The 13111-nt window shown below is 60.9% G+C and carries 12 protein-coding genes; 6 read left to right on the top strand and 6 right to left on the bottom strand.

The features are described from left to right. Positions 1-15: 15 nt before the first annotated feature. From LCM31_RS04860 to rpmE, 6 genes are all read right to left on the bottom strand, one after another. On the bottom strand, positions 16-606 hold the full coding sequence (locus LCM31_RS04860) for an acyl carrier protein phosphodiesterase (RefSeq protein ID WP_224867999.1): 591 nt from the start codon (positions 604-606) through the stop codon (positions 16-18). A 6-nt stretch (positions 607-612) separates the two neighbouring features. Continuing rightward, the gene (gene gshA / locus LCM31_RS04855; RefSeq protein WP_224867997.1) at positions 613-2202 is read right to left on the bottom strand and encodes a glutamate--cysteine ligase; all 1590 of its coding nucleotides are present in this window, start codon (positions 2200-2202) and stop codon (positions 613-615) included. A gap of 171 nt (positions 2203-2373) precedes the next feature. Then, positions 2374-2745, bottom strand: coding sequence for a hypothetical protein (locus LCM31_RS04850; RefSeq protein ID WP_224867995.1), 372 nt, complete (start codon positions 2743-2745; stop codon positions 2374-2376). Positions 2746-2895: 150 nt separating this feature from the next. Continuing rightward, complete coding sequence (locus LCM31_RS04845) at positions 2896-4149, bottom strand: malic enzyme-like NAD(P)-binding protein (protein ID WP_224867994.1); 1254 nt, start codon at positions 4147-4149, stop codon at positions 2896-2898. A 310-nt stretch (positions 4150-4459) separates the two neighbouring features. Further along, positions 4460-5302: a thermonuclease family protein gene (locus LCM31_RS04840; RefSeq protein ID WP_224867993.1), complete on the bottom strand. Its 843-nt coding sequence runs from the start codon at positions 5300-5302 to the stop codon at positions 4460-4462. A gap of 17 nt (positions 5303-5319) precedes the next feature. Beyond that, positions 5320-5532 carry a 50S ribosomal protein L31 gene (gene rpmE, locus LCM31_RS04835; RefSeq protein ID WP_010132044.1) on the bottom strand — a complete coding sequence of 71 codons (213 nt, stop codon included), beginning with the start codon at positions 5530-5532 and terminating at the stop codon, positions 5320-5322. Positions 5533-5722: 190 nt separating this feature from the next. On the opposite strand from rpmE, the gene LCM31_RS04830 reads away from it, so the two are divergent. From LCM31_RS04830 to LCM31_RS04805, 6 genes are all read left to right on the top strand, one after another. Beyond that, the gene (locus LCM31_RS04830; protein WP_224867992.1) at positions 5723-7972 is read left to right on the top strand and encodes a primosomal protein N'; all 2250 of its coding nucleotides are present in this window, start codon (positions 5723-5725) and stop codon (positions 7970-7972) included. Positions 7973-8048: 76 nt separating this feature from the next. Beyond that, the gene (locus LCM31_RS04825; protein WP_224867991.1) at positions 8049-8615 is read left to right on the top strand and encodes an SPOR domain-containing protein; all 567 of its coding nucleotides are present in this window, start codon (positions 8049-8051) and stop codon (positions 8613-8615) included. Between the two features lie 99 nt (positions 8616-8714). Continuing rightward, positions 8715-9254, top strand: coding sequence for an ATP-dependent protease subunit HslV (hslV, locus tag LCM31_RS04820; protein WP_010132036.1), 540 nt, complete (start codon positions 8715-8717; stop codon positions 9252-9254). Between the two features lie 215 nt (positions 9255-9469). Then, positions 9470-10783: an ATP-dependent protease ATPase subunit HslU gene (gene hslU, locus LCM31_RS04815; RefSeq protein ID WP_224867990.1), complete on the top strand. Its 1314-nt coding sequence runs from the start codon at positions 9470-9472 to the stop codon at positions 10781-10783. Between the two features lie 93 nt (positions 10784-10876). Next, on the top strand, positions 10877-11254 hold the full coding sequence (locus LCM31_RS04810; RefSeq protein WP_224867989.1) for a gamma-butyrobetaine hydroxylase-like domain-containing protein: 378 nt from the start codon (positions 10877-10879) through the stop codon (positions 11252-11254). Positions 11255-11384: 130 nt separating this feature from the next. Then, on the top strand, positions 11385-13004 hold the full coding sequence (locus LCM31_RS04805; protein ID WP_224867988.1) for an alkaline phosphatase: 1620 nt from the start codon (positions 11385-11387) through the stop codon (positions 13002-13004). Positions 13005-13111: the final 107 nt, after the last annotated feature.

Raw genomic sequence — 13111 nt, 5'->3', positions numbered from 1 at the left:
GGTGTCTTCCGGTATTTATTCGTTAACTTGTTGGCGGAAACGTTCGGCCTGTTGGCTCAGGTCGGCAAACAGCTGCTGAAATTCCTGCTCCAGTGCGCGGCGGTCGCGTTCCAGCAGGGGCAGCATGTCGACCAGGGGTTGCGGGCGTCGCAGACGCTGACCGACCCGTTCGAGGGTGCGTTGGATCACATCGACCTCGCGGTAGCCGGGGAGCAGTTTAAATTGCTCGGCGCGTTGAATAAACGTTTGTGCGTTTTCTGGGATCCACTGTTGGCGCTCGCGGAAGTTGGACCAGCACTGTTGGGAAAAGGTTTCCAGGGGGTGGGGATGCCACTGCTCCCAGCTGTTGGCGAGCAGGTGGTCGAACCAGATATCCAGCGCAATGCCGCCCAGGCGTCGCCACCCGGGGCCGAGACGCGTGAGCGCGCTTAGAAAGGCAGGGTGCTGGTCACTCAGCAGGTCGATGCGCCGGTGCAGGCGCATGCCGTCTTCAATGGATTGGGGGCGGGCGCCGGTAAGCGGGCCTTTGACAAAGTCCCCGAGCAAACCGCCCAGTTGCCAGTCCGGATCCGGGCCGGAGAGCAGCAGGTGGGCGAGGTAATTCATCGGTGCTCAGAGGTCTTTGTGGCAGAACACATACTGGGCGTAGTACTTGCCAAGGAAGTCTTCGAAGGTCCCGGTGTCCGCGTCTTCCACCGCTTTTTGTTTCTGTCGCGACTCTTCTGCCAGGCGCTCGAACTCGGCCTGCTCTTCATCGTTCAATGGACGGTCGATGAAATACTCGCGGTGTTGTTCGGCCTTGTCTTTGGCCCACTGGAAGAAGGTCTGCCCGTGTTCGTGCATCTCCGCCAGCATGTGCGCCGCCGGGGTGAGGGTCTTGCCGCTAATCTTGTCGCGCTGGACGTCCACAGCGCGCGCGTAATCTTCGCTCTGCCAGGCGCTGTCCAGCAGTTCCGCCAGCGGCGTAATCTGGTCGAGCAGCTCGTTGGCCCAGTCGGTCAGTTTGCGCTCGCCGCCGTTGTGGATAAGTTGCATTTGCGGGTCGCGACCCTGGTAGACGATACGCGACAGGTTTTCCTGCACCGCGCGGTAGTCGGCTTCGTCGGTCTGCGGGCTGTCGCTGAGCAGGCAGTGCAGCAGGAACGCATCGAGGAAGCGCATTTGCGGTGCTTCGATGCCCAGCGGCACAAACGGGTTCAGGTCCAGGCAGCGCACTTCAATGTATTCCACCCCGCGGGCATCCAGTGCCGAGAGTGCGGTCTCGCCCATCCCGGCAGGGTTTTTCGGGCGGATCGGTGAGTAGAACTCATTTTCGATCTGCAGCAGGCCGGTGGACAGCTGCTGGTAGTGGCCCTCGGCATCCTTGACCCCCAGCTCGTGGTAGGCCGGATAGGGTTTGGAGATGGCGGCACACAGGGTGGACAGGTAGCTCGGCAGATCGTTGTAACAGACGATCAGGGACTTCTGTGCATCGCTGGTGTAACCCAGGTCGCCCATGCGCAGGGAAGTTGAGTTGGGTGCGAACAGGCTGCGGCCGTCACCGTTGAAGGGCTGCAGCTTGTGCTCGCGATCCTGCACGAAGGTGCCGCACACCGCCGGCGCCGCGCCAAACAGGTGGATCAGCAGCCAGTACTGGCGGCGGAAATTGCGGATCAGGTCGAAGTAGCGGCGGGTCTTAAAGTCCTGCAGCGACTCACTGCTGTTTTCTTTGGCCTGCAGCCACTGCCAGAAGGTATCCGGCAGGGAAAAGTTGTAATGGATACCGGCAATGGTCTGCATGGCGCGGCCGTAGCGCAGGCCCAGACCAAGGCGGTAAATAGTCTTCATGGTGCCGCTGTGGGAGCTGCCATAGCGCGCGACCGGGATATCTTCATCGCGGCCGATGCGGCCGGGCATGCTGTTGACCCACAGGCGCTCGTCGCCGATCTGGCTGTAGGTAAAGCGGTGGATCTGGTCGAGTTTTTCCAGGGCCTGTTCGGGCGTGGCCACCGGCGGGGTAATAAATTCCAGCAGCGCTTCAGAGAAATCGGTGGTGATGCACTCGTGGCTGAGTGCGGAGCCGAGCCCGTGCGGATGGTCTGTCTGTGCCAGTTCGCCTTCCGGGGTGACCCGCAGGCCTTCCTTTTCAATACCACGGCGAATGCCCTTGAGCAGGTCTAAGCCTTCTGGCTTGGCCAGTTCGGCCAGGTTGAACGTGGGCAAGGGTATCTCCTGTGGGCTGCCGGCTGCATACCAAGTGCGCTAACTGTGGCGCGCTGATGAATCCGCCAAACGGCGTCCGGCTTAAATGGGGGCATCCCCGGTGATCTCAAGCGGCAAACCCGAGGCATTGTCCTCGGGTCTCGCCTGGTTGGGGAATTTCAGGTCGTTGGCTCAGGCCTGTGGGGCAACGGGTTCAGAGGGCGGCTCGCTGCTCTCCAGCTTGGCCGCCGCATCCGCTGCGGGTTCCGCAGCTTCTGTAGGTTCGTCGGTTGCCGGTGCTGGTTCGGGATCGACGTCGGCCTCGAGCGGCGCTTCGCTGAGCGCGTCCTCGGGCACCAGCGGCTGGCGTTTGGTGTCCAGCTTGCATTCCAGCAGCTCGATGCGCAGGGAAACGTCGCGGGTGTTGGCCTCGAACATCTGATTGATGGCGACGTCCTTGTGTTCGGTGCGGAACAGCTTGGTGTGCTCGCGGCCGTCAATCCAATCGTTGCCTTTACTTAAAAACTGCTGGTGCTGATTGGTCAGCACATAGACATGACTCATGCGGTGGGATAACTCTGCTCAGACATTGGAGCCAGTGTAGCGGTGCTCGGGGGGAGGCTCAAGGACTGGAGGAGTGGATCCGTACCCGGTAGCGCCACCGCTACCGGGATAGGTTAAAGATCGGGCCGATATAGACCGAATCGACAGGATTTACACCGGCTTAAGCGGGTAGTGCTCTGGGTAGGGCAGGCGTGCGGCGCCGCTATCTACCGCCGCCTGGGCCACCGCTGCAGCCACCTCTGGCAGCAGACGGGGGTCGGTGGGCTTCGGCAGAATATAAGAAGGGCCAAATGCCATTTCCACGCCACCGTAGCCCGCGCGCACTTCTTCTGGCACTTCTTCCCGCGCCAGCTTGCGGATCGCCTCAATGGCCGCAAGCTTCATGTGCTCATTGATGCTGGTGGCGCGCACATCCAGTGCACCGCGGAAGATAAACGGAAAGCACAGTACGTTGTTTACCTGGTTCGGGTAGTCCGAACGGCCGGTGGCCATGATCAGGTCGTCGCGGGTTGCGTGCGCCAGCTCCGGGGCAATTTCCGGGTTGGGGTTGGAGCAGGCAAACACCACCGGCTTGTCGGCCATATGTGCCAGCTGTTCCGCAGACAGCAGATCCGGCCCGGACACGCCGAGGAACACATCGGCACCCTCGATGGCGTCATCCAGGGTGCGCATTTCGGTATCCCGCGCCCACTCGCCCTTGTAGGCGTTGATATCGCTGCGCCCGGAGTGGATGACACCGCGGCTATCGAGCATGGTGATCTGTTCTTTCTTGGCGCCTGCGCACAGCAATAACTTGCAGCAGGCGGTAGCGGCGGCACCGGCGCCCAGGCACACGATACGCGCGTCTTCGATGTTCTTTCCCTGGATTTCCAGTGCGTTCAACATGCCGGCAACGGTCACAATCGCGGTGCCGTGCTGATCGTCGTGGAAAATAGGTACCGAGCAGCGCTGGATCAGCGCCTCTTCAATGTGGAAGCACTCCGGCGCCTTGATGTCTTCGAGGTTGATGCCGCCGAAGGTGTTGGCGATGGCCGCGACGGTCTCGATAAAACGCTCCGGGCTGGGTGCTTCCACTTCAATGTCCACGGAATTGATATTCGCAAAGCGTTTAAATAATAGCGACTTGCCCTCCATTACCGGCTTGGATGCCAGCGGGCCCAGGTTACCGAGGCCGAGGATGGCGCTGCCGTTGGAGATGACCGCCACCAGGTTGCCCTTGCCGGTATAGCGGTAGGCGGCTTCCGGGTCTTTGGCGATTTCGCGCACCGGCTCCGCTACTCCCGGGCTGTAGGCGAGGGAGAGGTCTTCCTGGGTTTCTGCAGGTGTGGTGAGTTCCACCGATAATTTGCCCGGTGTCGGCAAGGCATGGTAGTCGAGCGCTGCCTGGCGTAGAGAGTCGGTCATCAGGGTGTCATCTTCTTGTACTTGAAAGCGCCCGGTGTTCTGCAAGCGGGCGCGGGTTACCGCAGCTGTATTGATTTTATTGTGGGGCAGTTTGCGCGCCTATAGTGGAAATATTGGGATGACTATCCGTCCACGGTGGTCAAAACCGGACATTCCAAAATAGGTTTACTAATACTACCCCCAAAATTGGTTACAGATGAAATAGTTTTCGTGATTTATGTGTATTTATTGAATGAATGAGTCACGGGGTTGGCGGTCGCCAAAAGGTCGCTAATCGACGGGGGTGAAGTAAATGCGGCGGTGGGTAAAGTTAGCGAAGAAATTCCAGTGTTTCTGCGGCGTCCACCGCGATAAACCAGCGTTTGTGCCCGGGATTTTTGGCCGCGTATTTTGCGCCGCGATCCACCAGCCAACCGCGCGTCATCAGCTGTCGATTGCGCCAGTTCTTCTGCCGTTTCAGGGATGGCGCACTCCTGGGGTCAACCCGCAGTGCCACGGGTCCATCCAGATCCAGCCAGATATATCGGTTGTGGTGCGCCTTAGTTACTTGCCCGGTAAGCAGCACAAAACCGCCATCGCCGGGGCGCACCTGGGAAGCCGTCACTACCGGCCATACGCCCGGTGACCAGACCCCGCGCTGGTACTGGCGCGCCTCGCGCTCGCGGCTGGCTAGGCATTCGCTAAGTGCGAGGTTGGGGGCCACCGCAATATGGAAGGCGAGACCGGCGGACAGCAGTGCAGATTCCAGGCTGTCGCCGCGGTGGTTGTAGACGTAGGCCAGGACGCGGCCATGGTTGTCGCGGCGGTCGCGGTCGTAGACCAGTTCCAGATCGCCGCCGGCGAGAAAGCGTTCGGTGAAATCCTTGGCCTCCTCGGCCAGGGGCTGAGCCGGGCGTTTGCGGTGGGCCAGCTCCGGCGTATTGACGCCGATCAGCCGCACCCGGCGGCCGTCTTCGAGGCGCAGGGTATCGCCATCGATCACCTGCTTGAGCCCCACCACCTCATCGGCGCCGCCTAGTACACAGTCAGCACGGGCCGCATTCGCCTGCAGGGTTGCGATCGCCAACAGCCAGGCACAAAAAAAGACGCCGAGGAATGTCCTGGGCGTCTTTTTTGTCGCAACCGGGATAGAGCGAATCTTCCCGGTGCACATTTCGGTAGCGCTTTCTCTTACTTGGAGATGCGGCTGCCGAAACGCTTCTTGAAGCGATCTACGCGGCCGCCAGTGCTCGCCTGCTTCTGCTTGCCGGTGTAGAACGGGTGGCAGTTGGAGCAAACGTCGAGCTGGATGTCTTTGCCCAGAGTGGAACCCATTTTGAAGGTGTTGCCACAGGAGCAGGTTGCGGTAATTTCGGCGTAGTTCGGATGGATATCGGTCTTCATGATTGCCTCTTTTCGACACCGCCACCCAGTCATTTGTCGCTGAGCACGGAATCGGCATTGGTGTAGGGGATAAATCCCCGGGCTGTTTAAAAAGTCGGCGCATACTATCAGATTAGCCTGACGATTCAAGCGGAACCTTCTGCGTTATCATCGCGTCTTTGTGCAATCAGTGCACCAGCAGTAGTGAGCAGTGGAGATACGTGCGTTGGGGTTAGTCGCGGCAGAGCAAAGCCAATCTAGAGAACCATCGGTCATTTTGCGCCTGGCAGTGCCGGTGCCCCTGCGCCGCGTGTTCGATTACCTGCCGCCAGCGGGCGCGAATCCGGCGCATCTGCAGCCCGGGCAGCGCTTTCAGGTGCCGTTTGGCAAGCGGGATCTGGTGGCCGTGCTGGTCGAGGTAGCCGCGGAATCCTCCCACACCGAACTCAAGCCGGCCACCGCCTGTATTGACCCCGCGCCGATCTTCGATGCGCGCAGCCGCCAATTCCTGCAGTGGGCGGCCGACTACTACCAGGCGCCCATTGGCGAGCTCTATGCTGCGGCACTGCCGGTCGCCCTGCGCAGGGGCAAGCCCGCAGACCACTGGGCGGAGCAGTGGCTGGAGTTGACCACCGAGGGCAAGGGCCTGCCGGAGACCGCACTCGCGCGCGCCAAGAAACAGCAGGCCCTGCTGCAATTGCTGCTCAGCTCGGGTCGCCAGAGCCGCACCGCGCTGAACGCCCGCGGCCTCAACAGCAGCGTGTGCAAGGCATTGATCGAGCGCAACCTGGCGCACTGGGTGGCTGGGCCCACGGCCCCACCGCCGCTGGAAGAGGTCGCGCCCCGCCCCGCCCCGGAATTGAATGACGAGCAGCGCCAGGTGATCGATTCGGTGCCCGCCACCGGATTCAGTGCCTCGCTGCTGGAGGGCACCACCGGCAGCGGCAAGACCGAGGTCTACCTGCGCCTGATGGAGCGCGCCCTGCACGACGGCAAGCAGGCCCTGCTGCTGGTGCCGGAGATCGGGCTGACCCCGCAAACCCTGCGCCGCATCGCCGCGCGCTTCCCGGATTTTCGTATTGCCGCCCTGCACTCGGGGCTTGCCGATGGCGAACGCGCGCGCGCCTGGCTGTCTGCTGCCAGCGGCGTGGCGGATATTGTGATCGGCACTCGCTCGGCAATTTTTACCCCACTGCCGCGTCTCGGCATCATTCTGATCGACGAGGAGCACGATGGCTCCTTCAAGCAGCAGGACGGGGTGCGCTACTCCGCCCGCGACCTGTCGCTGGTGCTGGCGAAAAGTGCCGACGTACCGGTGCTGCTGGGCTCCGCCACCCCCTCACTGGAGAGCCTGCACAATGCGCTGAGCGGGCGCTATCAGCACCTGCGCCTGCGCCACCGCGCGGGCAACGCCAAGCCTCCACAAATCAGTGTGGTGCCGATCCTGCACCAGCAATTGCAGGAGGGCTTTGCGCCACAGGTGCTGCGGCATATCGGTGAGACCCTGCGTCGCGGTGAACAGGCGCTGGTGTTTATCAACCGCCGTGGCTATTCGCCGGCGCTGACCTGCGACGACTGCGGCTGGCTCGCCGACTGTCCGCACTGTTCCGCCAAGCTCACCCTGCACCGGCGCCAGCGCCATCTGCGCTGTCACCACTGTGACTACCGCATGCGCGAAGTGCACAGCTGCCCGCAGTGCCACAGCCGCAACCTGAACGCATTGGGTGCCGGCACCGAGCGCAGTGAAGACTTCCTTACCCACAGTTTCCGGGATTTCCCGGTGATTCGCGTCGATCGCGATTCCACCGCCAGTAAGCAGGCGCTGGACAAGCTACTGGAGCCTGCGCGCAACGGCGAACCCTGTTTATTGTTGGGTACGCAGATGCTGGCCAAGGGCCACCATCTGCCCAAAGTTACCCTGGTGGTGATTCAGGACGCCGACGGCGGCCTGTTCAGTGCCGACTTCCGCGCCCCCGAGCGCATGGGCCAGCTGCTGGAGCAGGTTGCCGGCCGCGCCGGGCGCGGCGACCTGCCCGGGCACGTGCTGGTGCAGAGCCGCTACCCGGAACACCCACTGCTGCAACTTTTGCTGAATAAGGGCTACGGTGCCTTTGCTCGCCAGCTGATGGACGAGCGCAAGATCGCCCAACTGCCGCCCCTGCGCGCCATGGCGCTGGTGCGCGCCGAGTGCGAAGAGCCGCGCTGGGCGGAAGAATTTCTCGCAAACGCCCGCGACTACCTGCAAGCCCTGGCACCACCGTCGCCGGAGCTGCAGTACCTGGGGCCGGTGCCGGCACTGCTCGAGCGCAAGTCCGGCCGCTTCCGTTTCTACCTGCAGATCACCGCCGAAAAGCGCGGCCTGCTGCAAAAGCTACTGGCGCAGTTCAGCCAGTGGGCGGAAGGCAATCGCAACCGCCGGTTGCGCTGGGCGATCGACATGGATGCCCAGGAGCTGTCCTAAATTCCGCACACAGCGCGGGGTTCAGGCGTTACAATTTGCCGCCTTGCACAAATAGATAAAAGACTGAGAGAACACGATGGCCCGCCGCAACACCCGCCGCTCACAACCCTCCGGCAAGCCCGCCTGGGTCTGGTTTGTACTCGGCAACTTTGTCGGCGGCTTCGCGGTGTTTGTGTTTTTGCTGAACGACATCAAGACCGGGCAGATGCAGGTGGCCAAGCGCGCGGAAAAGCCCGCCGCTGACAAGCCCGCCCCGGGTGAATCCAAGCCGCGTTTCGACTTCTACAAGCTGCTGGAAGAAAGCGAGGTCAAAGTCCCCGAGCCGAAAAACCCGCAGGTGCGGGTGCGCGACGGCGAAAAACCCGCGGAAGATTCGCCGGTGCAGAGCGAGCCCAAGTCCGACCTGGTGTATATCCTGCAGGCCGCCAGTTTCCGCGACAAAACCGAAGCCGAGCGCCTGCGTGCCCAGCTGATGCTCGCCAACCTCGACGTCAAAGTGGAATCCGCCACCGACAACCGCGGCACCTGGCATCGGGTCCTCGTCGGCCCATACACCAACCGCTCCAAGGTCGCCAAAGCCCGCAGTGTCCTCGCCGAGCACCGCCTGATGCCGCTGGTGCTCAAGCGCCCGGCGCAGGGATAAACCAATCCTTTCCGACTGCCCGGTTTTTACCGGGCAACATTGAAATCCCCCCTTCCCGACCACACTTAGTGCTTCTGAATCCAAAACGCAGAGGCACCAGTGGAACAATATCGCGGTACAACCATCCTCTCCTGCCGCCGCAACGGCAAAGTCGTTATCGGTGGTGACGGGCAAGTCTCCATGGGCAACACCATCATGAAAGGTAACGCCCGCAAGGTGCGCCGCCTCTACAACGACAAGGTCATCGCCGGATTTGCCGGCGGCACCGCCGACGCCTTCACCCTGTTCGAGCGCTTCGAAGCCAAGCTCCAGGCCCACAACGGCCAGCTCACCCGCGCCGCCGTCGAACTCGCCAAAGACTGGCGTACCGACCGTGCCCTGCGCCGCCTCGAAGCGCTGCTCGCCGTGGCCGACGAAACCGCGAGCCTGATCGTTACTGGTAACGGCGACGTCATCCAGCCGGAAGACGACCTGATCGCCATCGGCTCCGGCGGCCCCTTCGCCCAGTCCGCTGCGCGCGCGCTGCTGGATAACACCGAGCTGGATGCGCGCACTATCGTCGAGCAGGGTTTAAAAATTGCCGGCGACATTTGTGTGTACACCAACCACAACAACACGATTGAAGAGCTGAGTTACTGATCGCCAAACTGGCAACGAAGTATTCAGCTATGAATTGAAGGTCGGGTACCGGGTAAAAGATTTCGAAACCGTCGGCGACAGGACGTCGCCGCCGGAGCGTACAGGGATGTATTTATAGCGATTTCGAAATCTTTTACCCGGTGCCCGGCCGCCACCGCACCAGCTTCAAAGCACATAGAAGCGGGAACGAAGCGAAAAGAATCCGAGTAAAGACCATGTCCATGACCCCAAGAGAAATCGTTCACGAACTCGACCGTCATATCGTCGGCCAGGACGACGCCAAGCGCGCGGTGGCCATCGCCCTGCGCAACCGCTGGCGCCGCATGCAGGTCAGCGAAGAACTGCGCGCGGAAATCACCCCGAAAAATATCCTGATGATCGGTCCCACCGGTGTCGGCAAAACCGAAATTGCCCGCCGCCTCGCCAAACTTGCCGGCGCGCCGTTTATCAAAGTCGAAGCCACCAAATTTACCGAAGTGGGCTACGTCGGCCGCGATGTGGAATCCATCGTCCGCGACCTCGTCGAAATGGCCATCAAGCTCGAGCGCGAGCGCGCCACCGAAGGCGTAAAACAGCGGGCCATGGATGCCGCCGAAGACCGCGTGCTCGACGCCCTGCTGCCACCGGCACGCAATACCGACCCGCTGGAAAAAGACTCCGGCACCCGCCAGGTATTCCGCAAAAAGCTGCGTGAAGGCGAGCTCGACGACAAGGAGATCGAGATCGACGTTTCCGCCAGCCCCATGGGTGTCGAAATCATGGCGCCCCCGGGCATGGAAGAAATGACCAACCAGCTGCAGGGCATGTTCTCCAATATGTCCAAAGGCAAAACCCAGAAGCGCAAACTCACCGTCAAGCAGGCGCTCAAGCAGCTGACCGACGACGAAGCGGCCAAGCTGATTAACGACGAAGAAATCAAAACCAAAGCCATTCGCTCCGCTGAGCAAAACGGCATTGTGTTTCTCGATGAAATCGACAAGGTTGCCAAGCGCCAGGAAAGTGGCGGTGCCGATGTCTCCCGCGAAGGTGTGCAGCGCGACCTGCTGCCGCTGATCGAAGGCTGCACCGTCACCACCAAATACGGCATGATCAAAACAGACCACATTCTGTTTATTGCCTCCGGTGCCTTCCACCTGTCCAAGCCGTCGGACCTGATTCCCGAACTGCAGGGCCGCCTGCCGATCCGCGTGGAATTGAGCTCGCTGACCTCCAAGGACTTCCAGCGCATCCTCACCGAGCCCTCTGCCTCGCTTACCGAGCAGCAGAAGGCGCTGCTGGGCACCGAGGGCGTCAATCTGGAATTCTCCGAAGACGGGATTCAGCGTATCGCCGAAGTTGCCTTCGAGGTGAACGAAACCACCGAGAATATCGGTGCGCGCCGCCTGCACACGGTGCTCGAGCGCCTGCTGGAAGAAATATCCTTCGCTGGCGGTGACGGCGACAGCACCATCACCATCGATGCGGCTTATGTCGACAAACAGCTGGGTGAATTGAGTAAAGACGAAGACCTGTCGCGCTTTATTCTCTGATTCGCCTTGTCACCGGTGAGGGCCGCATTGCGCGGCCCTCGCTGTATCTCACGGTAGTTTGCCGCTCGCTTCTGACTGACTCTTGGTTTTGCCATGTCCGCACCGAAAAAAATTCGCCTGAACAAGGCCGAAAAAAACCTTTGCCTGCAATACGCCGATAAAGAGTTTGTGCTGCCCGCCGAATACCTGCGGGTCTATTCGCCCAGTGCCGAAGTGCGCGGCCATGGCGCCAGTGACGGTACATTGGTGGATGGGAAAATCCATGTGGGCATCGACAAGGTCGCTGCGGCCGGACGCTACGCACTACAGATCTTTTTTGACGATGGCCACGATAGCGGCATATACACCTGGGCTTACCTGCGCGAACTGTGCGATACCCAAGAGGAAAAATGGCAAAGCTACCTCAATCAGTTGCAAGCCCAGAGCAAGGGCCGGGACCCCGATGAGAGTGCGGTGAAACTGATTGGCTGAATCTACTCTCTAGGTCAGTAGCAAATCTGTCCGCAAAATCCTCTACACTATCGCCCCAGTCTTTAGCATCTCGCCACTGTTCAGCCTTTATCTTGGGCTGGCGGTAGGCGAATTTTTACCGGGGCACAGTATGCAATTTCATCGACTCCCTCTCGCGTTTGTTACCGCCTTCGGCCTGACCGTGGCTGCATGTAGCGATCCTGACACCCCCCCGAGTGCTTCCTCGAATCCATCGTCCAGTAAATCCGCGGCACAGTCGACGCAGCTTCCCGAGTCGCAGCAAACCAGCAGCTGGTACCGGGATGGCCAGGCTGCACTCGCGCACGCCCAGAATGTGGTAATCAACAATGAGCGCGGTGCGGCCAAAAACATCATTCTGTTTGTGGGTGATGGCATGGGCATTTCCACCGTTACCGCCATGCGCATTCTCGCCGGCCAGATGGCAGGCCAGAGTGGTGAGGAATACCGGCTGAGTTTTGAAACCATGCCGTTTGCCGGCCTGAGCAAAACCTACAACACCAACCAGCAAACACCGGACTCTGCTGGCACTGCCACCGCACTGATGGCCGGGGTGAAAACCAAGGCTGGCGTGTTGAATGTGGATGAGACCGTGGCCCGCGGAGATTGCGCGGCGAGCCTGCAGCGCCCACTCACCACTGCGCTCGAGCTGGCGGAAAATCTCGGCAAGAGCACCGGCGTGGTAAGTACCGCGCGCATCACCCACGCCACACCGGCCGCTACCTACGCGAAAGTACCGGAGCGCGGCTGGGAGGCCACTGCTCCCGAAGGCTGCAAAGATATTGCCACCCAGATGGTGGAGCTGGCGGCCGGCGATGGTATCGACGTGATCATGGGCGGTGGCCGTCGCAGTTTCCTGCCGCAAGAGGTGGAGGACCTGGAGGGCAAGTCCGGCAAGCGCACGGATGGTGTCAACCTGATCGACGCCTGGAAGGCGCGCTACAACGACGGTACCACCGAAGCGGTGTATATCGAAGACCAGTCCGGGTTCGACCAACTCGAGGTAGCCGATACCGACAAGCTGCTCGGCCTGTTTGCCAGCTCGCACATGCGCTACGAAGAGGATCGCAAGAACGACAAAGCCGGCGAGCCGTCCCTGTCACAGATGACCGCCAAAGCCATCGAACTGCTGAGCAAAAACGACAAGGGCTATTTTGCCATGATCGAATCCGGCCGCATCGATCACGGCCACCATGCGGGCAGCGCCTACAGTGCGCTGACCGACGGTGTGGAAATGGCCCGCGCGGTACAGGTGGCCATGGATAACACCAGTGCCGAAGACACCCTGATCATAGTTACCGCCGACCACAGCCATGTAATGACCATCGCCGGCTACCCCACCCGCGGCAACCCGATTCTGGGCAAGGTGGTCGGCAATGACGAAACCGGCGAGCCCAAGGAAAACGTATCGCTGGCGGCTGACGGTATGCCCTACACCACCATTAGCTACGCCAATGGCCTCGGCTTCGCCGATCTCGGTGACAGCGCCAATGCGGACGATCGCTACGATGATCCGGTCAATGCGGGGCGTCACGATCTCCACGCTATCGATACAGAATTAAGCGGCTTCCACCAGGAGTCGTTGGTGCCATTGGATAGCGAAACCCACGGGGGTGAGGACGTCGGTGTCTGGGCGCGTGGCCCCGGTGCGCACCTGCTTACCGGTACCAAAGAGCAGAATGTTGTTTTTCATGTAATGGTGCACGCGGGCGGTTTGCTAAAAGGGATTTAAAGCAATACGAAAAGCACAAATAAAAAAGCCGCACGTATAGTGCGGCTATAAGAGGGGCCATATGGCCCCTTTTCTATTGCAGCGTCAAAAGCTGCGATCAAGAGTCT

This window comes from Microbulbifer agarilyticus (assembly GCF_020171345.1).
GTDB lineage: Bacteria > Pseudomonadota > Gammaproteobacteria > Pseudomonadales > Cellvibrionaceae > Microbulbifer > Microbulbifer agarilyticus_D.
The sequence above is the reverse complement of the archived record's forward strand: the minus strand, read 5'-3'. Positions and strand labels throughout refer to the sequence as shown.

What these genes read in the sequence shown, in the direction of transcription:
- hslU (WP_224867990.1), top strand. Translation starts at nt 9,470, where the DNA reads ATGTCCATGACCCCAAGAGAAATCGTTCACGAACTCGACCGTCATATC.
- LCM31_RS04860 (WP_224867999.1), bottom strand. Translation starts at nt 606, where the DNA reads ATGAATTACCTCGCCCACCTGCTGCTCTCCGGCCCGGATCCGGACTGG.
- LCM31_RS04805 (WP_224867988.1), top strand. Translation starts at nt 11,385, where the DNA reads ATGCAATTTCATCGACTCCCTCTCGCGTTTGTTACCGCCTTCGGCCTG.
- LCM31_RS04825 (WP_224867991.1), top strand. Translation starts at nt 8,049, where the DNA reads ATGGCCCGCCGCAACACCCGCCGCTCACAACCCTCCGGCAAGCCCGCC.
- LCM31_RS04845 (WP_224867994.1), bottom strand. Translation starts at nt 4,149, where the DNA reads ATGACCGACTCTCTACGCCAGGCAGCGCTCGACTACCATGCCTTGCCG.
- LCM31_RS04840 (WP_224867993.1), bottom strand. Translation starts at nt 5,302, where the DNA reads ATGTGCACCGGGAAGATTCGCTCTATCCCGGTTGCGACAAAAAAGACG.
- rpmE (WP_010132044.1), bottom strand. Translation starts at nt 5,532, where the DNA reads ATGAAGACCGATATCCATCCGAACTACGCCGAAATTACCGCAACCTGC.
- LCM31_RS04850 (WP_224867995.1), bottom strand. Translation starts at nt 2,745, where the DNA reads ATGAGTCATGTCTATGTGCTGACCAATCAGCACCAGCAGTTTTTAAGT.
- LCM31_RS04810 (WP_224867989.1), top strand. Translation starts at nt 10,877, where the DNA reads ATGTCCGCACCGAAAAAAATTCGCCTGAACAAGGCCGAAAAAAACCTT.